The 23,932-nt window shown below is 64.8% G+C and carries 20 protein-coding genes and 1 tRNA gene; 9 read left to right on the top strand and 12 right to left on the bottom strand.

Annotated elements, in window-relative coordinates; all coding sequences use genetic code 11:
* Positions 1-42: 42 nt before the first annotated feature.
* Positions 43-2,808, bottom strand: a complete 2,766-nt coding sequence (gene aceE / locus M1E07_RS16990) for a pyruvate dehydrogenase (acetyl-transferring), homodimeric type (protein WP_461187795.1) — start codon at positions 2,806-2,808, stop codon at positions 43-45.
* Between the two features lie 307 nt (positions 2,809-3,115).
* Here aceE and M1E07_RS16985 point away from each other — a divergent pair, with 307 nt between their 5' ends.
* The 3 genes from M1E07_RS16985 to M1E07_RS16975 are packed head-to-tail and all read left to right on the top strand — an operon-like array spanning position 3,116 to position 6,264.
* Positions 3,116-4,684 carry an NCS1 family nucleobase:cation symporter-1 gene (locus M1E07_RS16985; protein WP_461187794.1) on the top strand — a complete coding sequence of 523 codons (1,569 nt, stop codon included), beginning with the start codon at positions 3,116-3,118 and terminating at the stop codon, positions 4,682-4,684.
* A gap of 12 nt (positions 4,685-4,696) precedes the next feature.
* Positions 4,697-5,440, top strand: a complete 744-nt coding sequence (locus M1E07_RS16980) for an aspartate/glutamate racemase family protein (RefSeq protein ID WP_461187793.1) — start codon at positions 4,697-4,699, stop codon at positions 5,438-5,440.
* Between the two features lie 59 nt (positions 5,441-5,499).
* A complete protein-coding gene (locus M1E07_RS16975; RefSeq protein ID WP_461187792.1) occupies positions 5,500-6,264 on the top strand; it encodes an SDR family oxidoreductase in 765 nt (254 codons plus the stop codon).
* An 8-nt stretch (positions 6,265-6,272) separates the two neighbouring features.
* Here the strand turns inward: M1E07_RS16975 and M1E07_RS16970 are convergent, their stop codons facing one another.
* The 3 genes from M1E07_RS16970 to M1E07_RS16960 form a co-directional block, all read right to left on the bottom strand.
* Positions 6,273-6,650, bottom strand: coding sequence for a sterol carrier family protein (locus tag M1E07_RS16970; RefSeq protein ID WP_461187791.1), 378 nt, complete (start codon positions 6,648-6,650; stop codon positions 6,273-6,275).
* Positions 6,651-6,728: 78 nt separating this feature from the next.
* On the bottom strand, positions 6,729-7,745 hold the full coding sequence (locus M1E07_RS16965) for an asparaginase (protein WP_461187790.1): 1,017 nt from the start codon (positions 7,743-7,745) through the stop codon (positions 6,729-6,731).
* A 36-nt stretch (positions 7,746-7,781) separates the two neighbouring features.
* Positions 7,782-9,350: a molybdopterin-dependent oxidoreductase gene (locus M1E07_RS16960; RefSeq protein ID WP_461187789.1), complete on the bottom strand. Its 1,569-nt coding sequence runs from the start codon at positions 9,348-9,350 to the stop codon at positions 7,782-7,784.
* 94 nt (positions 9,351-9,444) lie between these two features.
* On the opposite strand from M1E07_RS16960, the gene purD reads away from it, so the two are divergent.
* Entirely contained in the window at positions 9,445-10,761 is a 1,317-nt protein-coding gene (gene purD / locus M1E07_RS16955) for a phosphoribosylamine--glycine ligase (protein WP_461190425.1), read from the top strand.
* 1 nt (position 10,762) lies between these two features.
* A complete protein-coding gene (locus M1E07_RS16950) occupies positions 10,763-11,701 on the top strand; it encodes a phosphoribosylaminoimidazolesuccinocarboxamide synthase (protein ID WP_461187788.1) in 939 nt (312 codons plus the stop codon).
* 49 nt (positions 11,702-11,750) lie between these two features.
* On the opposite strand, the gene M1E07_RS16945 is transcribed toward M1E07_RS16950, so the two are convergent.
* The gene (locus tag M1E07_RS16945) at positions 11,751-13,016 is read right to left on the bottom strand and encodes a helix-turn-helix domain-containing protein (RefSeq protein WP_461187787.1); all 1,266 of its coding nucleotides are present in this window, start codon (positions 13,014-13,016) and stop codon (positions 11,751-11,753) included.
* 130 nt (positions 13,017-13,146) lie between these two features.
* Between M1E07_RS16945 and M1E07_RS16940 the strand changes: the two genes are divergently transcribed.
* Entirely contained in the window at positions 13,147-13,389 is a 243-nt protein-coding gene (locus M1E07_RS16940) for a hypothetical protein (RefSeq protein ID WP_461187786.1), read from the top strand.
* Positions 13,390-13,521: 132 nt separating this feature from the next.
* Here M1E07_RS16940 and M1E07_RS16935 read toward each other — a convergent pair.
* From M1E07_RS16935 to M1E07_RS16915, 5 genes are all read right to left on the bottom strand, one after another.
* Positions 13,522-13,598, bottom strand: a tRNA-Pro gene (locus tag M1E07_RS16935).
* Positions 13,599-13,674: 76 nt separating this feature from the next.
* Complete coding sequence (locus tag M1E07_RS16930; RefSeq protein ID WP_461187785.1) at positions 13,675-15,501, bottom strand: ABC transporter ATP-binding protein; 1,827 nt, start codon at positions 15,499-15,501, stop codon at positions 13,675-13,677.
* The gene (locus tag M1E07_RS16925) at positions 15,498-17,315 is read right to left on the bottom strand and encodes an ABC transporter ATP-binding protein (RefSeq protein ID WP_461187784.1); all 1,818 of its coding nucleotides are present in this window, start codon (positions 17,313-17,315) and stop codon (positions 15,498-15,500) included. Before M1E07_RS16925 ends, M1E07_RS16930 begins: the two co-directional genes overlap by 4 nt.
* A 228-nt stretch (positions 17,316-17,543) precedes the next feature.
* Positions 17,544-18,491, bottom strand: a complete 948-nt coding sequence (locus M1E07_RS16920) for a metallophosphoesterase (RefSeq protein WP_461190424.1) — start codon at positions 18,489-18,491, stop codon at positions 17,544-17,546.
* A gap of 4 nt (positions 18,492-18,495) precedes the next feature.
* Positions 18,496-20,820 carry a transglycosylase domain-containing protein gene (locus M1E07_RS16915; protein WP_461187783.1) on the bottom strand — a complete coding sequence of 775 codons (2,325 nt, stop codon included), beginning with the start codon at positions 20,818-20,820 and terminating at the stop codon, positions 18,496-18,498.
* Positions 20,821-20,857: 37 nt separating this feature from the next.
* On the opposite strand from M1E07_RS16915, the gene M1E07_RS16910 reads away from it, so the two are divergent.
* Genes M1E07_RS16910 through M1E07_RS16900 form a run of 3 tightly spaced genes read left to right on the top strand, consistent with a single transcriptional unit; the run spans position 20,858 to position 22,475 of the window.
* A complete protein-coding gene (locus tag M1E07_RS16910) occupies positions 20,858-21,013 on the top strand; it encodes a DUF4177 domain-containing protein (protein ID WP_159828426.1) in 156 nt (51 codons plus the stop codon).
* A 1-nt stretch (position 21,014) separates the two neighbouring features.
* The gene (locus M1E07_RS16905; RefSeq protein WP_461187782.1) at positions 21,015-21,548 is read left to right on the top strand and encodes a RidA family protein; all 534 of its coding nucleotides are present in this window, start codon (positions 21,015-21,017) and stop codon (positions 21,546-21,548) included.
* 15 nt (positions 21,549-21,563) lie between these two features.
* Positions 21,564-22,475, top strand: coding sequence for an NUDIX hydrolase (locus M1E07_RS16900; RefSeq protein ID WP_461187781.1), 912 nt, complete (start codon positions 21,564-21,566; stop codon positions 22,473-22,475).
* Here M1E07_RS16900 and M1E07_RS16895 read toward each other — a convergent pair.
* Together M1E07_RS16895 and M1E07_RS16890 are read right to left on the bottom strand one after the other, a co-directional pair.
* Complete coding sequence (locus tag M1E07_RS16895) at positions 22,472-22,642, bottom strand: hypothetical protein (protein WP_461187780.1); 171 nt, start codon at positions 22,640-22,642, stop codon at positions 22,472-22,474. The genes M1E07_RS16900 and M1E07_RS16895 overlap by 4 nt on opposite strands.
* Before the next feature lie 482 nt (positions 22,643-23,124).
* Positions 23,125-23,802, bottom strand: a complete 678-nt coding sequence (locus M1E07_RS16890; protein WP_009359192.1) for a Crp/Fnr family transcriptional regulator — start codon at positions 23,800-23,802, stop codon at positions 23,125-23,127.
* Positions 23,803-23,932 lie beyond the last annotated feature (130 nt).

Here is a 23,932-nt window from a genome sequence, read left to right as displayed (position 1 = left end):
CCACGCCCTGGCACTGCCGCCAACTGCCACATCGATCGCGGGTCAGGCGTCGCCGCCGGCCCCGCCTGTGGTGCCCGCGTTCACGTCCAGGAGCTTGTAGCGGTCCATGGCGTATTGCGGTGCGCCCTCCTCAACGTCACCCCTCGCCGCCAACATCTGCAGGGTTTTAACAACGATGGAGTGGGCGTCGTTCTTGAAGAAGCGGCGCGCTGCGGCTCGGGTGTCCGAGAAGCCGAAGCCGTCCGCACCGAGGGTGGCGAACTCGTTGGGCACGAACTGGCGGATCTGGTCCGGTACGGCCTTCATGTAGTCGGACACAGCCACGACCGGGCCGGTGGCTCCTTCGAGCTGCCGGGTCACGAACGGGACGCGGGCGGGCTGTCCCGGGTTGAGGAACGCTTCTTCCTCGGCGGCGAGGCCGTCGCGGCGCAGTTCGTTCCAGGACGTGACGGACCAGACGTCCGCTGAGACGCCCCAGTCCTCGGCGAGGATCCGCTGGGCGTCCAGCGCCCAGGGCACCGAAACGCCGGAAGCCAAGATCTGGCTCCTGGGGCCCTCAACGTCCGACGGCGAGACCCGGTAAATGCCCTTCAGCACACCTTGGACGTCGAGGTTCTCGGGCTCGGCCGGCTGGATGATCGGCTCGTTGTAGACCGTGAGGTAGTACATCAGGTTCCGGTCTTCAGCGGAACCTGCAGGGCCGCCGTCGGAAGCGTCCCCGTACATCCGCTCAATGCCGTCGCGGATGATGTGGCCCATTTCGTAGCCGTAGGCGGGGTCGTAGGTGACCACTGCCGGGTTCGTGGAGGCGAGCAGGGGGGAGTGGCCGTCGGCGTGCTGGAGGCCTTCGCCGGTGAGGGTGGTCCGTCCTGCGGTGGCGCCGATGATGAAGCCGCGGGTCATTTGGTCTGCTGCTGCCCAGAAGGCGTCGCCGGTGCGCTGGAAGCCGAACATGGAGTAGAAGACGTAGACCGGGATCAGGGGCACGCCGTGGGTGGCGTAGGCGGTTCCTGCGGCGGTGAATGCCGCGACGGCGCCGGCTTCGTTGATGCCGGGGTGGATCAGCTGGCCCTGCGCGGACTCCTTGTAGGCCAGGACCAGGTCCCGGTCCACGGAGAGGTAGTTCTGGCCCTTGGGGTTGTAGATCTTCGCGGTCGGGAAGAACGCGTCCATGCCGAAGGTCCTGGATTCGTCGGGGACAATGGGCACAATCCGGTGCCCGAACTTTTTGTCCCTGATGAGGTCTTTCAGGAGCCTGACGAAAGCCATCGTGGTGGCGGCCTGCTGCTTGCCGGAACCCCGACTGGCCACCTCGTAGGACTTCGCGTCCGGCAGCTCAACCGCTTCGTGGCTGGACCGGCGCTCAGGCACGGCGCCGCCGAGAGCCTTGCGCCGCTCGTGGAGATAGACAATCTCCGGGGCATCATGGCCCGGATGGAAATACGGCGGGCTGTAGGGGTCCTCCTCCAGCCGGGCATCGGAAATCGGGATCCGCAGGTGGTCGCGGAACTTCTTCAGGTCGTCCAGGGTGAGTTTCTTCATCTGGTGGGTCGCGTTGCGGCCCTCGAAGTGTGGTCCGAGTCCGTAGCCCTTGACGGTTTTGGCGAGGATGACGGTGGGTTTGCCCTTGAATTCGGTGGCTGCCTTGTACGCGGCGTAGACCTTGCGGTAGTCGTGGCCGCCGCGTTTGAGGTTCCAGATCTGGTCATCGGTCAGGTCCGCGACGAGGTCCTTGGTCCGGGGGTCCTTGCCGAAGAAGTGTTCGCGGACGAACCCGCCGGATTCGGCCTTGTAGGTCTGGTAGTCCCCGTCGGGGGTTTCGTTCATGATCTTCACCAGTGACCCGTCGGTGTCGCGGGTGAGCAGGTCATCCCATTCCCGGCCCCAGACGACCTTGATCACGTTCCAGCCGGCGCCGCGGAAGAACGCTTCGAGTTCCTGCATGATCTTGCCGTTGCCGCGGACCGGTCCGTCCAGGCGCTGGAGGTTGCAGTTGATGACGAAGTTCAGGTTGTCCAGGTTCTCGTTCGCGGCGAGCTGGAGCAGGCCGCGGGATTCGGGCTCGTCCATTTCGCCGTCGCCCAGGAACGCCCAGACCTGCTGGTCCGAGGTGTCTTTCAGGCCCCGGTTGTGCAGGTAACGGTTGGACTGGGCCTGGTAGATCGCGTTCATCGGCCCGATGCCCATGGACACGGTGGGGAATTCCCAGAAGTCCGGCATCAGGCGCGGGTGCGGGTAGGAGGACAGGGCGTGGCCCTGCCGGGACTTTTCCTGCCGGAACCCGTCCAGGTCCTCCTCGGCGAGCCGGCCTTCCATGAAGGCGCGGGCGTACATGCCGGGGGAGGCGTGGCCCTGGAAGAAGACCTGGTCCCCGCCGCCGGGGTGGTCCTTGCCGCGGAAGAAGTGGTTGAAGCCCACCTCGTACAGGGTCGCGGCGCCGGCGTAGGTGGAGATGTGCCCGCCCACGCCGATGTTCGGCCGCTGGGACCGGTGCACCATCACCGCGGCGTTCCAGCGCATGTACGCCCGGTACCGGCGCTCGAACTCCTCGTTGCCCGGGAACGCAGCTTCCTGGTCCACCGGGATGGTGTTCACGTAATCGGTGGTGGTCACCATCGGCACCCCGACGCTCTGCGCACCGGCACGCTGCAGCAGGCTCCGCATGATGTATTGGGCACGCTCGGTGCCCTGTTCCCTGATCAACGAATCCAGGGACTCAACCCACTCGGCGGTCTCTTCCGGATCACGATCAGGCAGCTGGTTAGTCAACCCGCTGAGGATATGGGAGGTATCTTCTCCTGCAGCCACGGGAGCCTCATTTCATCGTCGAATGGCTCATGTTTTCGTATTGTGAGAAAACATTCTTGCTTTATGAGAATAGGAGGGCGTGAGCGGAACGGTCAACATGGCGTGGCCCACTGTGACGCCGGAGGGCCCGGCAGCCTCCTGTCGACGGATTGTGACCGACGCCAGGACACCCGGCCCTTGACCGGAGGTGATGTGGGTCATACTCTTATTTCACTATTCAATATCTTGATTCCGCAATGTGGAATAACAGAAACGGCCTTCCGGCCGGCCTCACCACCGCGGGATCCTCCCAGAATTGAGACTTCTTATGCAGACCCCTCCACCGGTCGGCGTTGACGCGGCTCCCGATCTGACAGTGCCGTCAGTTGCCTCCGCCCACCCGTCCCTGAGCGTTGAAGCTTTGTGCGAATCGGCCAGCGCAGCATCCGGCCAGGCCATTAGCCCCTCCCTTTATAACGTGGATCTGGCCCCTACCAAGCGAGCCGGGCGCAGCTGGTCCGGATACAGCATCTTCACCCTCTGGGCCAATGACGTGCACAGCCTGGGCAATTACGCCTTCGCGATCGGGCTTTTCGCCCTGGGCCTGGGTGGATGGCAGATCCTGATGGCCCTGGGAATTGGGGCAGCGTTGCTGTTCGGCCTCCTCAACCTCTCGGGCTTCATGGGTGTGAAGACCGGTGTTCCCTTCCCGGTGATGAGCAGGATCAGCTTCGGGATCAGGGGCGCTCAAATTGCCGCACTCCTGCGCGGAGCCGTGGCCGTCGCCTGGTTCGGCATCCAGACCTATCTTGCGTCCGTCGTCTTCCGCGTCATGATCGTGGCGATGTTTCCGTCCCTGGCCGCGATGGACACAAACTCCATCCTGGGCCTATCCACGCTGGGCTGGGTCGCATTCGTCATCCTGTGGATCGTCCAGCTGGTGATTGTCAGCTTCGGCATGGAAATGATCCGCAAGTATGAAGCCTTTGCCGGCCCGGTCATCCTGGCCACCATGGCGGCCATCGCCGTCTGGATCTTCATCGAGGCGGGCGGCGCCATTGCGTGGTCCTCCAACAACGCCCTGGAAGGGCCGGAAATGTGGCTCACCATCTTTGCCGGCGGCTCGCTGTGGGTTTCCATTTACGGCACCTTCGTCCTGAACTTCTGCGACTTCACCCGCTCGGCGGTGTCCAAAAAGGCCGTGGTCCGGGGCAACTTCTGGGGTATCCCCATCAACATGCTGGTCTTCGGCGCCATCGTTGTGGTGATGGCAGGAGGGCAGTTCAAGATCAACGGCACCATCATCGAAAGCCCCTCGGACATCGTCCAGACCATTCCCAATACGCTTTTCCTTGTCCTGGCCTGCCTCGCCCTGCTGATCCTGACCATCGCCGTGAACCTCATGGCAAACTTCGTGGCTCCCGTCTACGCCCTGACCAACCTGTTCCCCCGGCGACTGAACTTCCGTAAGGCGGCCATCGTCAGCGCCGTCATCGGACTGGTCATCCTGCCGTGGAACCTCTACAACAACCCATTGGTCATCCTGTACTTCCTGGGTGGCCTCGGTGCCCTCCTCGGCCCGCTGTTCGGCGTCGTTATGGCTGACTACTGGCTCATCCGCCGCGGCAAGGTCAACGTCCCCGAGCTGTACACCGCTTCCCGGGCCGGAGCCTACTACTACCGGAACGGCGTCAACCCCCGGGCGATCATCGCCATGGTGCCAGCCGCTGTCGTGGCACTCCTCATAGCGTTCGTCCCGGGCCTGGCGGCAGCGGCACCCTTCGCGTGGTTCTTCGCCGCCGGGATCGCAGCCGTGGTGTATTTCTTCATCGCGGACCGCTCGCAGCGGCTGGAAGACCGCGACGGCGAGGCCATCGCCGTCGCCAGCACCCACTGAGAGGAAACCTTGATGCGCATACTCGTAGCAAACGTCAATACCACCGGGTCCATGACGGACTCCATCGCCGCCCAAGCGCGCAGCTTCGCTGCTCCCGGCACGGAAATCGTCGGTATAACGCCGCGGTTCGGCGCAGACTCCTGCGAAGGGAACTTCGAGAGCTATCTGGCGGCCATCGCCGTCATGGATGCCGTGACAAGTTACCCGGAGCCGTTCGACGCCGTGGTCCAGGCAGGATACGGCGAGCACGGACGCGAGGGGCTGCAGGAGTTGCTGGACGTACCCGTCGTGGACATCACCGAGGCAGCGGCCAGCACAGCCATGTTCCTGGGCCACAAATACTCGGTGGTCACCACCCTGGACCGTACCGTCCCGCTCATTGAGGACCGGCTCAAGCTTGCCGGCCTGGACGCCCGCTGCGCGTCAGTCCGGGCCAGCGGCATGGCCGTCCTGGAACTTGAGGAGGAGCCCGAGCGTGCGGTGGAAGCCATCATCAACCAGGCGATGCTGGCCGTAAGCCAGGACAAAGCTGAAGTGATTGTGCTTGGCTGCGGCGGCATGGCTGGCCTGGATGAGCAGATCCGGCAGCGTGCGGGCGTCCCGGTGGTGGATGGTGTTGCGTCTGCAGTGACCATCGCCGAATCCCTGGTCCGCATGCGACTGTCCACATCCAAGGTCCGGACCTACGCTGCGCCGCGGCCCAAGACCGTCATAGGCTGGCCGCTGAACAACACAGGGGTGCCGGCTTCGCTTTAGCCGGCAACCCTCCCGGCAGGGCACAGTGCCGTGCAGCCATCGGCAAACAGGAGAAGAGCTTGCATCAACCCCAGCACCCGGCGCGGCGCGTTGCAGTGGTCACCGGTGCCGGCTCCGGCATCGGCCGGGCAGTGGCCCGCCTCCTCCTGGCTGATGGCTTCGCCGTTGCCCTTGCCGGGCGGCGCGAGGCGCAACTGGTGGAGACGGCGGAAGGCCACCCTGATGCGCTGGTGGCAGCCTGCGACGTCACCCGGCCCGGCGACGTCGAGCATCTTTTCGAGGCCGTTCGCCAGCGGTGGGGCCGGGTGGACGTGCTGTTCAACAACGCCGGGGTGTTCGGGCCGGCGGCGAGCGTGGACGACATTTCGTTGGAGGACTGGGATGCCACGCTAGCGGTGAACCTCACCGGTTCCATGCTGTGCGCGGGGGCCGCAGTCCGGGCCATGAAGGCGCAGGAACCCCAGGGCGGACGGATCATCAACAACGGCTCCATCTCCGCCCACTCGCCCCGGCCCCGGACGGTGGCCTACGCCGTGACCAAGCACGCCATGACAGGTCTCACCAAAAGCATTGAGCTGGATGGGCGGGGCTTCGGGATCACGTGCGGGCAGATCGACATCGGCAACACGGCCACGGAGATTATGGACACCATCGGCGTGGGCGAGGGCGCACTCCAGGCGGACGGCAGCCGCCGGGTTGAACCCACTTTTCCCGTTGAAGACGCGGCCCGTGCCGTCCTGCTGATGGCCAACATGCCGCCGACGGCGAGTGTGGGGTCCGTGGTGATCACTGCTGCGGGCATGCCGTTTATCGGCCGCGGCTAACCCGCGGGCTACAGCGGCAGCAGGGCCGAGAGGTCCGCGCGCAGGCCCGAGGCGGCTACCTTGCCGGCAGCGACTGCCTCCGCCCAGCTCAACCGGCCCGTCACCATCCCCAGCCAGGTGGCGGCGTCGCACTCAATGACGTTGGGCGGCGTTCCGCGGGTATGCCGCGGACCCTCCACGCATTGCGTGACACCGAAGGGCGGGACCCGCACCTCCACGGAATTGCCCGGCGCCCGTGCAGTGACTTCCTCCAGCGTGTACCGCACCGCAGTAGCCAGGATGGCCCGTGGAACGGGAGCGTCCGACGACGGCTCCGCGGCTTTCCGCCACGCCTCCACCGCCGCGGCGCCTTCTTGAACGTCGATGCGACGGCGGGCTACAGGCATGTTCCGGCTTCCTTCGGGTAGGGACGCAGTGGCAAAGGCAATCAGGGTACCGCGAACAGCCATGGAGGCGGCAAGCGGTCAGTCCAGGAGCGCGGAAACGGCCGGACCCAGCCGGATCTGTCCGACCGGGCGGCCGCCGCCCAGCACCGGCTCCACCACTTTTTCGAGGACGCTCGCAACCCCCGGAATCTCCACGGCGCCAGCCGCAGCGAGAAGGGTCAGGGCCACCAGCGAGGTGGCCCTGACATTCCCGTCCAATATTTTGACGGCCACGGAAACACCCTGCTGCGTTGCCATGGCGAGGACGCCTTCGGCGCCAACCTTGGCGATGACCTCCAGCTCGTCCATCACCAGGGTGTTGGCTTCGCCGCGGCCCTGTACCGCCCAGGGGTAGTCGAGCATCGACGTTGCGATGGTGGCGGCGCGGGCGCTGAAACTCTGGTCGCCGGGCGCCTTGGCCAGCTGGGAGAAGCCCCGCGCCAGGCCTTTGAGCGAAACAGCGGCCACGGGCGCGCCGCAGCCGTCGATTCCCAGGTGCGCGATCTTTTCCCCCGTGTACTCCTCGATGACCGTGCGGACCCGCTGCTGCAGCGGGTGGTTGGGCTCCAGGTAGCTGTGGGTATCCCAGCCGTTTTCCGTGCAGGCCCATAGGAAGGCAGCGTGCTTGCCGGAACAGTTGAACGCCAGCCTGGACTTGCCGCGCTCGGAGCGCACCAGCCAGTTGCGCGCCGTTTCATCCTGCGGCCAGGCCTCCGGGCACTGCAGCTGGTCCTCGCGGACGCCGGCCGCCTTGAGCATGCCGGACACCACGTCCATATGGTCCAGCGAGCCCACATGGCTTGCGCAGGCCAGGGCAACCTGCGCCCCACGGAGCGGCACCCCTGACTGCATCGAGGCCAGTGCCTGGAACGGCTTCAGGGCTGACCTGGCGAAGATGGGGGTGTTGATGTCGCCAAGCTCTGTGACCACTGTCCCGTCCGCTGCCAGCAGCACGGCCGAGCCGATGTGCCGGGACTCCACAAAGCCGCTGCGTTCAATCACGGCCAGTTCGACGGCGGAGTCCACGGTGAAGGTGGCGTGTGGATTATGCGGCATGGTGCCAGTCTAGGGGCCTGCATGCCCGATGCCGCGCTATTCCACGGTGACCATGACCGACTGCCAGCCGGAGGCGCCGTCGGGAACGGGATCGGCCCGCTGGTCAGTTTGCACCTCACCGGACCCGTCGGTGGCACGTACTTTGATGTAGTGCGGCCCGGGTGCGGCGTCCCACTCATAGGACCACTGGCGCCACGTCACCAGGGACGCTTCCGTGGACAGCTTTGCCTCCACCCAGTCGGCGTTGTCGATCTGGATCTCCACCTTGGTAATGCCGCGGGTCTGGGCCCAGGCGGTGCCGCCCACGGCAACCTTCCCGGCGGGTACTTTGGCAAAGGACTTGGGGACGTCCACGCGCGCCATGGTCTTGATGGGTCCGCGCTCAGACCATCCACGCCCGGTCCAGTAGGCCTTGCTGTCGGCAAACCGGGTCACTTCGAGGTCCACCACCCATTTCGTCGCGGAAACAAATCCGTACAGTCCCGGAACCACCATCCGCACCGGGTAGCCGTGTTCGAGGGGGAGCGGCTCGCCGTTCATGCCGATGGCCAGCATGGCGTCCCGGTCATCCTGCAGGACTTCGAGCGGGGTGGAGGCACTGAAACCGTCAATAGAGGTGGAGAGCACCATGTCCGCCCCGTCCTTGGGCTTCGCCCGCTTCAGCACCTCGCGGATGGGCAGGCCCAGCCATTTGGCGTTGCCGGCGAGGTTGCCGCCCACGGGGTTGGACACGCAGGTGAGCGTGACGTGCGCTTCGATGAGGTCGGCGTCGAGCAGGTCCTGGAATGTGAGCCGGACTTCCTCCTCCACCAGCCCGTGCACCCGGAGTTCCCACTCGTCCAAATCGATTTCCGGGACGCTGAGGGCCGTGTCAATGCGGTAGAACTCGCCGTTGGGCGTCACCCATGGCGCGAGGCCCGGCACCGGCGACTGGACGCCGGCTGGAACGGCCGCCGCGGCCTTTATCGGCGCGGGGAGCTGCAACGCCTCCCGCGCCTGCGCGATATTGCTGCGGGCGGCACTCAGGAGGCGGCCCCCCGTGGCAGCGATGCCGGCAGCGGCTGCGGTAATCCCGGCTGCCGTGAAGAAGCGACGGCGGCTGGGCCGCGGATTGTCCGCGGTGGCTTCGACGGGCGCATCAGGCCAACCCTTCGCCTTCCACAGCGGGACAATAAGGAACCGCAGGGCGGCCAGGCCCGCGAGCGTCCCTGCCAGCGACGGGATGGCGTCCACCGGCCCTACGCCTGCCCGGGTCACCACGCTGGCCACGATCACCGCGCCCATGAACAGGACGCCCAGAACCCCCAGCGCCCAGCGCCGGTACGCCACCACGCCCAGTACGCAGGCCAGGACGGCAATGGTTGAGCCCATGCCCACGAAGAGGGCGGTTTTGTCATTGGTTCCGAAGGTGGCGATCGCAAAGTCCTTCAGCCAGGACGGCGTGAAGTCGATGAAGGTGGATCCCAGGGCAACCACGGGAGTGGCACGGGCAGTAAAAAACGCCCCCACCAGCTCAGCCACGGCCAGGACGACGGCGGCCGCCACCACCCCTGCCAGCGCAGCCGCGGCGGTGGGACCCTTGAGCCAATTCGGAAGCTTTTTCATGCCATAGATTCGGAGCGGAGGGCGCCGGGGATTGTTTTGACGGGGCTGACACAGCTTAGGAGCGGGCCGGGTGCACAAAGTACCCTTGGTGACTGTGAAGGTACTCGTCATCGGCCCCGGAGGCCGCGAACACGCCATTGTCCGCTCCCTGCTCGCCGACCCCAACGTGTCCGAGGTCCATGCAGCTCCCGGCAATGCCGGCATCAGCAAGCTGGCCCCCACCCACAAGATCAACGGCAATGATCCCGACGCCGTCGCCGCCCTGGCCACCAAGCTCGCCGTGGACCTCGTGGTAGTGGGCCCCGAGGCGCCGCTGGCAGCAGGTGTTTCGGATGCCGTCCGCGATGCCGGGATCCCGGTGTTCGGCCCCAGCAAGGCGGCCGCGCAGCTGGAAGCCTCCAAGGCATTCGCCAAGGAAATCATGGCCGAGGCCGGTGTGCCCACGGCCATGGCGATGGTCGCCACCAACGCCGACGAAGCCGCGTCGGCACTGGACACCTTCGGCGCACCGTACGTGGTGAAAGACGACGGACTCGCTGCCGGCAAGGGTGTGGTGGTCACCAGGAACCGCGACGAAGCCCTGGCGCACGCGCAGTCCTGCTTCGACGCCGGCGGCTCCGTGGTGATCGAGGAATTCCTGGACGGGCCCGAGGTTTCCCTCTTTGTCCTCTGCGACGGGCACAACACCGTGGCACTGTCACCAGCCCAGGACTTCAAGCGGATCTTCGACAACGACGAAGGGCCCAACACCGGCGGAATGGGCGCCTATACTCCCTTGGAGTGGGCCCCCGAAGGGCTGGTCCAGGAGGTCATCGACCGCGTAGCCCAGCCCACGGTCAACGAGATGGCCAGCCGCGGCACTCCGTTCGTGGGCGTGCTGTTTGTGGGGCTTGCGCTGACCTCGCGGGGCACCCGCGTGATCGAATTCAACGTCCGTTTCGGCGACCCGGAAACGCAGGCCGTGCTGGCCCGGCTCAAGACGCCGCTCGGTGCCCTGCTTCTCGCAGCCGCCAAGGGTGAACTGGACAAGGCAGAAGAGCTGCGCTGGGCGAAGGACACTGCCGTCGCCGTCGTCGTGGCGTCCGAAAACTACCCTGACACGCCACGCACCGGTGACCGGATCCGCGGGCTGAAGAAGGTGGAAGCGCTGGAGGGCGTGCACGTGATCCACGCCGGCACCTCCTTTGACGAAGACGGCAAGGTTGTCTCCGCCGGGGGGCGTGTGCTTGCGGTCGTCGCACTGGGCAGCGACCTGGTGGAGGCGCGTGAAAAAGCGTACGACGGCGTGGAGCTGGTACAGCTTGAAGGCTCCCAGTTCCGCACGGACATCGGCGGCAAGGCCGCCCGTGGCGAGATTCGGGTATCGTCAGCGGCCACCGGATCGATGCCCGTAATGAAGGGGAAGGCTTAGCATGAGCGGGAATTCTGCAGGACGCGGTTTCGATACCACAGCCCTGGACTTGCCGGGATGGACGCACGTCTACTCCGGCAAAGTCCGTGACCTCTACGAACCGGCGGACGATTCAGTCAGCCGGCGGGTAGGCCGGGACTGCGTGCTGGTGGTGGCCAGCGACCGCATCAGTGCCTTCGACCATGTCCTCGCCAGCGAGATTCCGGACAAGGGGTGCATCCTTACGCAGCTGAGCCTGTGGTGGTTTGACCAGCTGGACGTGGAACACCACGTCCTGGCCTCCACCGTGGAAGACGGGGTGCCGGCGGCTGTCGAAGGCCGCGCAATGATCTGCAAGAAGCTGGACATGTTCCCGGTGGAGTGCATCGCCCGGGGCTACCTCACGGGCACCGGCCTGCAGGAGTACCAGGCCTCGGGGACTGTGTGCAGCATTCCGCTGCCTGAGGGCCTGGTGGACGGCTCGCGGCTGGAGCAGGCCATCTTTACGCCGTCGGCCAAGGCGGAAGTGGGCGGGCATGACGAGAACATCACGTATGACGCCGTTGTTTCCATGGTGGGCGACGATATCGCTGGCCGGCTGAGTGAGCTCACGTTGGAGATCTACACCAAGGCCGAGGAGGTTGCCCGCGAACGCGGCATCATCCTCGCCGATACCAAAGTGGAGTTCGGCTACGACGCCGTCTCCGGCTCCATCACCCTGGGCGACGAGGTCCTGACGCCGGATTCCTCACGGTTCTGGGACGCTGCCACCTACCAGCCGGGACAGGCGCAGCCCTCGTATGACAAGCAGTACGTCCGGGACTGGCTGACGTCGGCCGAATCCGGCTGGGACAAGGCTTCCGATATGCCTCCGCCGGCGCTACCGGATGAGGTCATCGCCCGGACCCGCAGCCGCTATGTCGAGGCCTACGAGAAACTGACGGGGCGACCCTTCGCCTGATGCCTTCGCCGGACGGAGCCCCAGCTGCTCCCGGCGGTTGGTGTGGTGCCTAGCTGACCTTGGTGGCAGCTGCTGCCCGCTGTTGGGCCAGTTTTATTTCCAGGACGGCGTCCAGTGCCTGCTGGACGCGGTCAGCCGCTCCTGCCGCACTGAAGGCCTTTTGGGCTTCCTCGAGGTGCACCAGGGCTTCGTCGGATTCGCCCGCCGCTTTCAGTGACTTGCCGAGGAGCAGCGAAACCTCACCTGCCGTGTGCTTGGCGAGGGCGTCGCGCTCGGCGTGGAGTTCACGGAGCTTCTCGACGGCGGCAACAATGTCGCCGGTCAGGTACAGCCAGCGGGCGCGGATGAAGGCGACCTCGAGTTCATCGCTCTTGGTCCCGCCCACGATGGAGAACGCAAGCTCTGCCCGTTCGATGGAAGAAAGGGTCTCGGGCTCAACAATTCCGGAGGACAACCGCACAGCAGCCGACGCCTTGTTGAACCGGGCCCAGAGCTCAATGTCGTTAGCGGGGGACAGGAGTTTCGCCGCCCGCTCGTGGTGCTTGACGCCTTCGGAGTAGTCGTGCCGCATAAAGGCGACGTTTCCAATAACCCAGGCCACCTCGCCTGCAAGTTGGGACATCGCGTGCTCGTCCACTTGTTCGTAGAGCGCGAGGCAAAACTTCCAAGCTTCATCCAGACGGCCGCTCTCGGCCAACGCCCCGATCAGAATCCGGTGGGCTCCAATAAGCACAGTGGAGTTCCGCGGCAACTGAACGGAAAGTTTTACTGCTTCGAGCGCATGGTCAACTGCTACGGACAACTGGCCCTGTCCATGGCACAGGGCTGCCAGCATCTGCCTGGCCCGCACACCCAGACCGACTGATTCCGTGGCCATCGGGTGCTCCAGGAGACGCTCGACTATCTGCTGGCATTCCTGCAGCTTGCCTTCCTTCATAAGGCACTCCGCCTGCATGTAGGTCATGTTCCACCAGGCGCTGGTGTTCTTGCCCTCGAGGGCGATTTGCGCTGCCGTCGCGGCATGACTCGCCGCCAGCGGATAATCGCGCAGGTCCCAGGCCTGCCGGGCGTACAGGCCCGCAAGGACATACTCTGCATCGCTGACGGTGATCGGCTGGCTCCACGCCTCAAGAGCCTTCGGCGCCAGATCAAGCCGCCTTGCCAGTTCCTCTATAACCTCGGCCGTGGGTTCCCTCCGGCCCGTTTCCAGCAGTGATATGTAACTCGGTGAATACAGGTCCTTGCCCAGTTCGGCCTGCGTCAGTCCACGTTCGAGCCGCTCCGCCCTGAGCTTCTCTCCGAATCCGTTGCCCACCGGACGTCCTCCTTATCTGGACAGTCTTTAACCAAATGCTTGACAGTCCCTGTGGAAAACATTTTACAATGGGTGTCAACAAGGACAGTGCTGGCTTTGTAACGAATCCGACTCGTATTGAGGAACCTATATGTTCAAGAAAATTGCTGCCGCCGCCGTGCTGGCGGGGGCGCTGGCATTTTCAGCGGCGGCTCCGGCTGTCCTGTCTGCGGGTTCGGTTGCTGATAGCTCCGGTACGTCTGTAGCTATTGGGAACTGGCCCGATCCTGCGTCTCAGAAGGTCAAGAAGGACAAGAAGGACAGGACCACCGACACCGAGACCACCGACACCACGTACTCCGCGTACATTGGTAACTGGCCCGATCCTGCATAACCAGCTTCCTCAACAAAGGAGGCGAGGGAGGCCCCGGAGCATCAGCTCCGGGGCCTTTCCCTTTCCGGGCGGACGCGGGCCGGTCAGCCGGGAACACAAAAGAGGGCCTCCGTAAGGAGACCCTCTTTCATTTGGTCGGGATGACAGGATTTGAACCTGCGACCTCTTCGTCCCGAACGAAGCGCGCTACCAAGCTGCGCTACATCCCGATCCGCTGCAAAAGCAACTTTACAAGGATAGCCGATGCTGGTCCCTGATGCGAAATCCGCAGCAGGCCGGGGCGGGTCAGACCAGCGAGTCCTTCCACGCACCGTGCAGGTCCGCGAAGCGTCCACCACCACCGATCAGTTCTGCCGGCGATCCGTCCTCAACAATTCGGCCGTCGTGGACCACCAGCACCCGGTCCGCCGTCTCTACCGTGGACAAACGATGTGCGATGATCAGTGCGGTCCTGCGGGCAGCATCCGTACCCGCCAGCAGCCGCGCCAAACCGTTCTGAACCAACCTCTCCGAGGGGATATCCAGCGAGGACGTTGCCTCGTCCAGTATCAGCACCGCCGGGCGGGCCAGGAACGCCCTGGCGAAGCTGATGAGCTGGCGCTGCCCCGAAGACACCCGGCCGCCGCGCTTGTTGACATCCGTGTCGTAGCCTTCCGGAAGCTCAAGGATGAACTCGTGTGCGCCCACTGCCTTCGCTGCTTCCTCGATTTCGGTCCGGGACGCTTCCGGCCGGCCCAGGGCGATGTTGTCAGCAACGGAACCGCTGAACAGGAAAGCCTCCTGGGTGACCATTACGATGTTTCGCCTCAGGTCTGTGGTGCTCAAATTCCGGAGGTCCACGCCGTCCAGGGTGAGGGAACCGGAGGAGACATCGTAGAAGCGGGCGATCAGCTTGGCCAGCGTGGACTTTCCCGCTCCGGTCTGGCCCACCAGGGCGACGGTCTGGCCCGCCGGGATGTGCAGGTTCAGCGTGGGGACTATCACCGGCCCGTCGCCGTAGCCGAATGCCACGTCCTCGAAGTGGATGGCACCCTTGGCGTTCCTCAGTGCGACAGGGTTCTTGGGCGGCCGGACGGTAGGGACTTCCTCAAGGAGCCCGGACACCTTCTCCAGGGCTGCCTGGGCGCTTTGGAAGGAGTTGTAGAACATCGCCATCTGGTCCACCGGCTGGAAGAACCTCTTGGTGGAGAGGATGAGCGCCAGCAGCACACCCACAGCAAGATCGCCGGTGAGGACGCGGAAGCCACCGAAGAGCAGGACCACGGCCACGCAGACGTTACCGATCAGCACCAGTCCCGGCTGGAAGATGCCGTTGAGGTTGATGGAGCGGACGGTGACCAGCCTGTAGTCCTCCGCGAGCTTCCCGTAGCGTTCTGCATTCTCCCGTTCCTTGCGGAAGGCCTTCACTGCCCGGATGCCGGTCATCGTTTCCACGAAGTGCACAATCAACCGGGCAGACACCACCCGGGATTCCCGGAAGACGATCTGGGAATGCTTCTGGTACCAGCGGGCCAGGAAGTACATGGGCACGCCGGCAGCCAGCACCAGCAGGCCGCTTCGCCAGTCCAGGGCGAACACGGTAATCGCGGTGAAGATCATGAACAACAGGCCGGACGCCAAGGAGCTGACACCGGAATCCAGGAGCTCGCGGAGAGCCTCCAGGTCGGAGGTCTGCCGGGCAATGATGCGGCCGGACGTGTACTTCTCGTGGAACTCAAGGCTCAGCCGCTGGGTGTGCCGGAAGACCCGAAGGCGCAGGTCCAGCAGCATGGCCTGGCTTAACTTCGCCGTGGAGGTGACGTACAGGGCGGTGAGTCCCGCCGTCGCAACCGCCGCCAGCAGATAGGCGACGCCGGTGAGCACCAGAGGCAGGTTGTTCCCGGCCTGCAGGGCGGGCAGGGAGTGGTCGATGCCAAAGGCGATGAGCGCCGGACCCGCTACACGCGCGGCCTGGGAGAGGACCACGGTGGCGATCGTCAGCCAGAACCGCAGCCGGACAGGCCGGATGAGGGAGCGCAGCAGTGCCAGCGACCGCCGCCGTACGGCCCTGCTGTCGCTCTTGCTCAAGTGGGCGTTGTCTTCGTTGGCCGTACCAAAGGTTGCGGCGCTCATCGGGTCACTTCCTCTGCCTGGATACCCGCATCTTTGAGCTCCGACAGTTCGGAGTCCAGGTCCCGCGGTTCCTGGTCAAGGCTGGCGATGACGTAGCGGTAGTGGTCATTGCCGGCCAATAGTTCGGTGTGCGTTCCGACGGCAGTGATGCTCCCGTCCTCCAGCAGCGCCACCCTGTCCGCCAGCGCCACGGTGGACGGCCGGTGGGCCACGATCAGTGTGGTGGTGTCCTTCAGCACGGCCCGCAGCCGCGTTTCCACGAGTTCCTCGGTATGGACATCCAGGGCGGACAGCGGATCGTCCAGCACCAGCACCCGGGGGCGCGCTGCGATGGCCCGGGCCAGGGCGATGCGCTGCCGCTGCCCGCCGGACAGGCTAAGGCCTTCCTCGCCGATGAGGGTGTCCAGGCCTTCGGGCAGGGAGTATGCGAAGTGCGCCTGGGCCACGTCCAGCGCCTCCTCGAGGACGGATTCCGTGCGGACCGGGGCCCCGAGCAGGACGTTGTCGCGGACGGAATTGGAAAACAGCGTGGTGTCCTCGAAGGCCACTGCGACGATGCGGCGGAGTTCCTCCACGTCGAAGTCGCGCAGGTCCACGCCGTCGATGGTGATGGAGCCGTCCGTGACGTCGTACAGGCGCGGCACGAGCTGGATCAGGGCGCTCTTGCCGCTTCCGGTGATGCCCACCAGGGCCATCGTTTCGCCGGGCCGCAGGTCAAGGTTGATCTCCTTCAGGACCGGCTTGTCAGGAGCGTCCTCGAAGGCAAAGGTGGCGTTGTTGAAGCGGAGCGCACCAGCTGGTTGGCTGGGCCGCCGGGGTTCAGGGGGACTGGTGATGCTGTTCACCGAGTCCATCACCTCGAAGTGACGGTCGACGGCGGTCTTGGCGGTGAGTGCCATGGCCAGCAGCATGCCGGAGAATTCAACAGGGGAGGCGATGACGGCGGCAGTGGCAAAGAAGGCCACCAGCGCACCGATGCTCAGCTGGCCGCTGGCGCACAGCATCACGCCCACCACGAGTCCCGCGCCGAGGGCGAGTTCGGGCAGCAGGGTGACCACCATGGTGAAGGTTGCCTGCTGGCGTGCTTTATCAATCTCCGTCTGGCGCAGTTCTTCGGCTTGTTCCTCGAAGTTTTCGAGCGCTTCCCGGCTGCGGCCAAACGCTTTGAGCACGCGGATGCCATGGACGGACTCCTCAACGGTGGTGGCAAGGTCCCCCGCCTGGTCCTGGCTGCGGCGTGCCACCCTGCTGAAGCGGGTACGGAACCGGAAGCTGTAGGCCATGATGGGCACGGCAGCGGCCAGGAAGATGAGGGCCAGCTGCCAGCTCATGGCGAACATGACCGCGATACCGATGATGACTGTGAGGGTAGTGACCACCAGCATGATGGCGCCGAAGGCCATCCAGCGGCGCAGGAAGTTCAGGTCCGTCATGGCGCGGGAGAGCAGCTGGCCGGACCCCCAGCGGTCGTGGAACGAGACCGTCAGGTCCTGCAGGTGGCCGTACAGCGAAACACGCATCCGGGTCTCCACGGAGGTGGCGGGGTTGATGACGAACTGCCGCCGGAGGGCCACCAGCCCGGCCTCCGCCACGCCCAGCACCAGGATGACGCCGGCCGGGATCCAGACTGCTTCCGCGGTGCCCCCCGGCTGAAGCGATTCGTTGATCAAAACCCGCAGCACCTGGGGGATGGCCAGGGCAACAACGCTGGCCAGGAGTGCACACAGAAGGCCCAGGAGAAGCCGGGGAATGATTGGCCGGACATGGGGGTAGAGACGGCTGATGGATCGAAAAAATGAAGTCTGCTTGGCCATGCCCGCTTCTCAAGCTCTAAAACGAATGTAGTTTCCCGTAGCAACAACCCTATGCCATGGCGTGAGCCGATTCACAGGCTGGCGGACCGCATTCGGAGCTTCGCCAGTTATTGCGTTCCGCAATGCACTCAGCGCTTGCCCACCCCGGATGCCCTATCAGTACGCGCTCCTAAAACTGCCCGTTGGAAGCCCGCAGTAATGGCGCAAGGGATTCAGTTGGGCAGGGATTTAGTTGGGCGAGGTGAGGGTGAGCAGGACTGCTTCCGGCCTGCACGCGATGCGGACCGGAGCGAAGCGGGAGGTGCCGATGCCGCCCGAGACGTTCACCGGCGTCGTACTTCCGTTGCTCTGCCAGTCATTGAGCCCCCTGGCCCGCCACGTGGGGAGGTCGCAGTTGGATACCAGCGCGCCGTAGCCAGGCAGGCACAACTGGCCGCCGTGGGTATGGCCGGCGAGCAGGAGGTCTGCCCCGTCTTCCGTGAAGTGGTCAAGCACGCGCTGGTAAGGCGCATGAATGACTGCGACTTTGAGGTGGGGGGTGGCGTTCTGGTTGATGGTGCCCCGCGGCCATCCCGCGTAGCGTTCGCGGTTCAAGTGGGGATCGTCCACGCCTGAGAAGTCGAAGCGCATGCCCTTCAGGACCACGGACTGATGACGGTTCGTCAGGTCCACCCAGCCGCCCATACCGAAGCCGGAACGGAGCCGCGGCCAGTCAAGCACCGTAGGTTTGGGCTTTGCCTTGGACGGCCCCCGGAGGTACGCGGCCGGGTTCTTCAGACTGGGGGCGAAGTAGTCATTGGAGCCGGGGACAAAGACGCCGGGAAACTCCAGGAGGGGGCGAAGGGCCTGCAGGAGCGGGTCCACCGCCTTGGCGTGGCTGAGGTTGTCGCCGGTGTTGACCACCAGGTCGGGCTCAAGGCCGGCCAGGGACTCCAGCCAGGCAGCCTTCTTTTTCTGCCCGGGAACAAAGTGGATGTCGCTCAGGTGGAGGATGCGGAACGGTGCCTGCCCGGCGGGGAGGATGTCCAGCGTCTCTTCGCGGAGGACAAACTGGTTCTTCTCCCATAGGCCATACCCGAAGGCGGCAACTCCTGCCGCGGTCCCGGCTCCTGCGGTGACGGCAAAGCCGCGCCCGATGGTTCGGGCGCGGCTGGCCAATGGACTGGTTGAGGTCATCGGGTTAATCGTCATTGTTCCCGTTTCGATTGCCGTTCCCGTTGTTGCTCGGCTCGGGGGCGGGCTGAGGTGCTGCCGGGGCGTCGGGCGCCGGCGCTTGGGGAGCCTCCGCCTGCGGTTCGACTGGAGTGGCGCTGCGGGTGAAATCGCCGCCGCCGTACAGCAGTTCGTTTGGGGGCTCCGGGAAGGGCTCCGTGCCGTAGGCCGGCGCGATCTGGGTCATGAAGTTAGAGAACATCGGCCCGGCAATCATGTAGCCGTCAATGCCCTGGTAGAACTTGCCGTTGACCGTGACGTTCTGGCCGGGACGGCCCTGGGCGCCCAGGGCGTCACCGAACCACGCCGCGGTGGCAAGGCCCGTGGTGTGCCCGACAACCCAGGTGGAGCCGTTGTTGTTGGACGTACCGGTCTTGGCGCCGATGGGGAAGCTGGTGCGGGTAGAGAGCCGCGGCTCGATCAGCGAACCGGAACCACGGTTCATGACTTCCTGCAGCGCATGATTAACGCCTCGTGCAACTTCGGGCTTGATAGCGTCGCGGCAGCTGGTGGACTGCGCCGGCAACTGCTTGCCGGTAGCGTCGGTGACGGAGTTAATGGCGATGGCCTCGCAGAACTTGCCGTCGTTCGCGAAGGTGGCAAAGGCGCTGGCCATGGTCAACGGGGACGTCTGCGTGGAGCCCAGCAGGTTGCCCAGCGTCATCATGTTCACCTTCGGGTTTGGCTCGGAGCCGTCTGCCGACGGCAGGCCGCCGTGCAGGCCCACTGCGTCAACGACTTTCTGGATGCCGCAGAAATCCAGCTGTGCTGCAGAAGCGAAGGTCACGGTGTTGATCGAGTTGTAGAGACCTTCGAGGACGGACAGGGGACGGTACCACTGCGGTTCGGCGTTCTGGAGGTCATCGGCGGCATCGAGGCCCGCGTTCTTGTCGGCGGTGCTGTAGGCGCCGGTGACCGTGCCGCAGCTGTTGCGCCACGGGAACCCGACCGGGTAAACACGCTGGGCGGAGTTCACCACGGTGTTCATGGGCTTGCCCTCGTTGAGCCACTGGGCAAAGGTGAACGGCTTCATGGTGGAGCCAGGCTGGAAACCGCCAATGCCGTTGAGGTCGTTGCCGTCCTTGTCCAACTTGTCCACGTTGAAGTTCAGCTGGGAATCGAAACCCCGGTTGGGCAGGAACGTGGTGTTCTGGGCCATCGAGACGATCTTGCCCGAGTTGGGCTGCAGCGACACCAGGGCAGCGCCCCACTTATCCGGGTTGGCCCCGGCGGACGCGTTGACCTGCTCCTGCGCCGTGGCCTGCGCCTTCGGATCCAGGGTGGTGGTGATGGTGAGGCCACCGCCGTAGATCAGGCGCCGGCGCTCGTTGATATCCGCGCCATAGGCCGGGTTGTTCTCCAGAAGGTGCAGCACGTAATCACAGAAGTATGGTGCCGAGGAAGCGTAGGCGCAGCCCTGCTTGGGCTGGGTCACCTTGGGCTTCACCGGAGTAGCCACGGCGGCGTCGTGCTCAGCCTTGGTGATTTTGCCCTGGCTAAGCATCAGGCCCAGCACCAGGTCGCGGCGCTGCTTGGCGTTCTCAGGGTTGTTGATGGGGTCGAACGCGGACGGACTGTTGACCAACCCGGCGAGCAGCGCAGCCTGGGGAAGGGTCAGGTTTTTTGCAGTGGTGCTGAAGAAGAAGCGGGAGGCGGCTTCGATGCCGTACGCGTCCCGGTTGAAGAACACAATGTTCAGGTAGCCCTCAAGGATCTGCTCCTTGCTGAACTCCTTCTCCAGGGCAATGGCCAGCTTCATCTCGCGGAGTTTGTCGCCCACGCCCTTGTTCACGCCGTTGAGCTTGATGTCCTCATCCCGGCCCTCGGCGGCGAGATTGGAGTTGAGGACGTTGTTCACGTACTGCTGCGTGATGGTGGAGGCGCCCTGCTTGTTGCCGCGTGCCGTGCTGACCACTGCACGCAAAATACCCGTAGTATCCACGCCACCGTGTTCGTAGAACCGGCTGTCCTCAACGGCGATGACAGCTTCCTTCACAAACGGCGAGATCTGGTCCAGGGCAACCTTGGTGCGGTTCTCCGTGTAGACGCTGGCGATCTCGCTGCCGTCCGCTGCCAGGATCCGGGTGGTCTGGTTGGGCGGATCAACTTTCAGCTCCGCCGGAAGGGTATCGAAAAAGTCGATCGAACCGCTGGCTGCGCTGCCTGAAACCGCTGCCGCGGGAACCAGCAGGCCTGCTACCAGGACACCGCAAATCGCACTCACGCCAAGGAAGACTAGGATCTTTCCAAGGGTGGTGGCAGTGTCGAATAATGGGTTCTTACGAGGAGCCATGTTTTCCACTTTACCGGCAAGGACTAGTCTTTCTCTCATGACCAAATGGGAGTACGCCACGATTCCGCTCATTATTCACGCCACAAAGCAGATCCTGGACCAGTGGGGAGATGACGGCTGGGAGCTCGTCCAGGTCGTCACAGGACCGGACGGAAACGGCCTGGTTGCCTACCTGAAGCGGGAGAAGCAGTAGCATGAGCGCTTCCGCAGAAGCCCACTCCGGCACCGCCGCGGCACCGATCTCCGCTGTTGAGCAGCGGCTTGCCGAGTTGGGAATCTCACTTCCTGAGGTTGCCCCACCGGTGGCCGCCTACGTCCCGGCGGTGATCTCCGGAAATCATGTGTACACCTCCGGCCAGCTGCCCTTCGTCAACGGCAAACTCGAAGCCACAGGCAAGGTTTCCGCCGGCACTGGAGGCTTTGCTGACGAGCCCACCGTATCCCCTGAGGATGCACAACGGTACGCCGCCATCTGCGCCGTCAACGCCCTGGCTGCCGTTAAAAGCGTCATCGGGGACCTGGACCGGATCACGCGGATTGTCAAGGTTGTGGGATTCGTCTCGTCCGACCCCTCCTTTACCGGACAGCCCGGCGTTATCAACGGTGCTTCGGAATTGCTGGGCCGCGTCCTCGGCGACGCGGGCCAGCACGCACGTTCCGCCGTCGGCGTTTCCGTGCTGCCGCTCGACTCTCCGGTAGAGGTCGAACTGATCGCAGAATTCAGCTAGGACCGGTCGCTTCCTTTGCCTCAGCTCGCCCGACGCCTGTTTGCACTCCCTCAGGATCTTGAAGGGGCAGCGCAAAGCTGGCTCGAACACGGCGAACGGACCCCACGGGCCGCCCGCCTAGCTTCATCGGTTGTCCTGCTGCGCGATTCCCCCACCGGCCTGGAAACGTGGCTGGGCTACCGGCCCGGCTCCTCGCCGCTGGGGGTCCTCGCGTTTCCGGGCGGTTCCCTCGACGCAGCCGACGACGACCCCGTCGCCTGGCTGGGCCCCTCGCCGCAGCATTGGGCTGAGCAGATGGGAACGGACGACGTCGGGCTGGCGCGGCGCCACGTGCTGGGCGCCATCCGCGAACTCTTCGAGGAAACCGGCGTGCTGCTGGCCGGCGCGGACATGGCGAGCACCGTCGAGGGTACGTCCACGCCGGAGTATATGCGGGCCCGCCTTGCGGTGGCCGAGCAGGAAAAGACCTTTCCGGAGGTCCTGGCCAAGCGCGGGTTGTCCGTCCGGACCGACCTGCTGAAGTCCCTCGTGAACTGGCGCAGCCCGGACTTTGCACACCGCAGGTTTGACACCCGCTATTTCGCCGCCACCGTGCCACTGAACCAGCAGCCCACGCTGCTGGAAGGCAAGGGGGTGTGGGGCAGGTGGGTAAATGCGGCCAACGTCATTGCCGGACGTGACACCACTGACCTCGGCGACGAGGTGGGCCAGGAAAACACTGTGGGCCGCACCCTGGGCGGGCTGCTGGTTCCAGGTTCCGAAATCATGCTCGAAAAGATGGCGGCTGCCAACGGCTGCATCGCCTATCTCAGCTACAAGCGCAAGGCCCACGTGTATCAGCCGCAGCTCGTGGAAGAAGACGGGAAGCTGCTGCTCGAAGTCGAAGCCGCCAAGATGGTGGCGGGGGATCCCCAGCGCGAACGCTAAATGCGGCGGAGCGTGGAGTAGGGGCGGCTCGGAAGGTTTCCTGCAGTCCACGGCCGGACGGTCGGTTCCAGCGGAATCTCCCCGCGGCCGTCCTTGATCACCAGGACCACAGTGCCGATTGCCGCGGCAACCGACGCCAGGCCCAACAGGATCAATACAACAGCCATGGCTATGGACATTCCCATGCACCTCTAGGCCCAATTTTACCGCCGCATTGTGCTTTCGGGGCCTTGGCAGACTCCGCGACGCGCCATCAGTTTCCGCGGGTTTTGGGCTGGCGCGCCATCACTTTCCGGGGGTTTTGGGCTGACGCGCCATCTCTTTCCGTGGGTTTTGGGCTGACGCGCCATCTCTTTCCGTGGGTTTTGGGCTGACGCGCCATCACTTTCCGCGGGTTTTGGGCTGACGCGCCATCACTATCCAGGTGATGGGGCGTTGCTTGGGGAGCTGCGGGAGGTGATGGGGCGTTGCTTGGGGAGCTGCGGGAGGTGATGGGGCGTTGCTTGGGGAGCTGCGGGAGGTGATGGGGCGTTGCTTGGGGAGCTGCGGGAGGTGATGGGGCGTTGCTTGGGGAGCTGCGGGAGGTGATGGGGCGTTGCTTGAGCACGCAAAAGGCCGCCCCTTTGGGGCGGCCTTTGTGCTGTGAGGACTAACGGGAGCGCTGGCGGAGGCGCTGCATGTCCAGGATGACGACGGCGCGGGCTTCCAGGCGAAGCCAGCCGCGCTGCACGAACTCGGCGAGGGCCTTGTTCACGGTCTCGCGGGAGGCACCGACAAGCTGGGCCAGCTCTTCCTGGGTGAGCTCGTGGGCCACCAGGACGCCGTCCGTGGCGGGCCGGCCGAAGCGGTCTGCCAGGTCCAGGAGGGCCTTGGCGACGCGGCCGGGAACATCAGAGAACACCAGGTCAGACAGGGAATCGTTGGTGCGGCGCAGCCGGCGTGCCAGGGCCTGCAGGAGCTGTGCGGACACCTCTGGGCGGGTGCGCAGCAGGTTGTTCAGGCTTTCATTCTTCAGCCCGGCCAGGCGGGTCTCGGACACTGCGGTGGCGGTGGCAGTGCGCGGGCTGGGATCAAACAGGGCCATTTCGCCGAAGAGCTCACCCGGGCCGAGGATGGCAAGGAGGGATTCCCGGCCGTCGGGGGAGGTGCGTCCAAGCTTCACCTTGCCCGAGACGATGAAGTAGAGCTGGTCGCCCTGATCTCCCTCACGGAAAACCGAAGCACCGCGGGAAAGGTCCACCTCGGTGAGCTCGTCCGTCAGCAGACGGAATGCGTCGTCGTCGAGCGTGGCGAAAAGTGGTGCTCGGCGCAGTACCTCGATGTCCATAAAATCTCCTGAATAAAAGTGTCGGCTGTGGCGCTTGTGCCATTGTTTCAGAATTTTCAAGGTTCTGTGACGAACTTGGCAGCCAAAACGCCCAAACGGCGGGCGCCGCCAGGGAAGCGAACCCACAGAA

It is taken from the genome of Arthrobacter sp. Z4-13 (genome assembly GCF_054792705.1).
This window is presented reverse-complemented; position numbering and strand designations above follow the sequence as displayed.

Excerpts from the sequence above, each read along its gene's own strand:
- M1E07_RS16985 (WP_461187794.1), top strand. The coding sequence starts at position 3,116 with ATGCAGACCCCTCCACCGGTCGGCGTTGACGCGGCTCCCGATCTGACA.
- M1E07_RS16980 (WP_461187793.1), top strand. The coding sequence starts at position 4,697 with ATGCGCATACTCGTAGCAAACGTCAATACCACCGGGTCCATGACGGAC.
- M1E07_RS16970 (WP_461187791.1), bottom strand. The coding sequence starts at position 6,650 with ATGCCTGTAGCCCGCCGTCGCATCGACGTTCAAGAAGGCGCCGCGGCG.
- M1E07_RS16965 (WP_461187790.1), bottom strand. The coding sequence starts at position 7,745 with ATGCCGCATAATCCACACGCCACCTTCACCGTGGACTCCGCCGTCGAA.
- M1E07_RS16960 (WP_461187789.1), bottom strand. The coding sequence starts at position 9,350 with ATGAAAAAGCTTCCGAATTGGCTCAAGGGTCCCACCGCCGCGGCTGCG.
- M1E07_RS16950 (WP_461187788.1), top strand. The coding sequence starts at position 10,763 with ATGAGCGGGAATTCTGCAGGACGCGGTTTCGATACCACAGCCCTGGAC.
- M1E07_RS16940 (WP_461187786.1), top strand. The coding sequence starts at position 13,147 with ATGTTCAAGAAAATTGCTGCCGCCGCCGTGCTGGCGGGGGCGCTGGCA.
- M1E07_RS16930 (WP_461187785.1), bottom strand. The coding sequence starts at position 15,501 with ATGAGCGCCGCAACCTTTGGTACGGCCAACGAAGACAACGCCCACTTG.
- M1E07_RS16925 (WP_461187784.1), bottom strand. The coding sequence starts at position 17,315 with ATGGCCAAGCAGACTTCATTTTTTCGATCCATCAGCCGTCTCTACCCC.
- M1E07_RS16920 (WP_461190424.1), bottom strand. The coding sequence starts at position 18,491 with ATGACCTCAACCAGTCCATTGGCCAGCCGCGCCCGAACCATCGGGCGC.
- M1E07_RS16915 (WP_461187783.1), bottom strand. The coding sequence starts at position 20,820 with ATGGCTCCTCGTAAGAACCCATTATTCGACACTGCCACCACCCTTGGA.
- M1E07_RS16910 (WP_159828426.1), top strand. The coding sequence starts at position 20,858 with ATGACCAAATGGGAGTACGCCACGATTCCGCTCATTATTCACGCCACA.
- M1E07_RS16905 (WP_461187782.1), top strand. The coding sequence starts at position 21,015 with ATGAGCGCTTCCGCAGAAGCCCACTCCGGCACCGCCGCGGCACCGATC.
- M1E07_RS16895 (WP_461187780.1), bottom strand. The coding sequence starts at position 22,642 with ATGGCTGTTGTATTGATCCTGTTGGGCCTGGCGTCGGTTGCCGCGGCA.
- M1E07_RS16890 (WP_009359192.1), bottom strand. The coding sequence starts at position 23,802 with ATGGACATCGAGGTACTGCGCCGAGCACCACTTTTCGCCACGCTCGAC.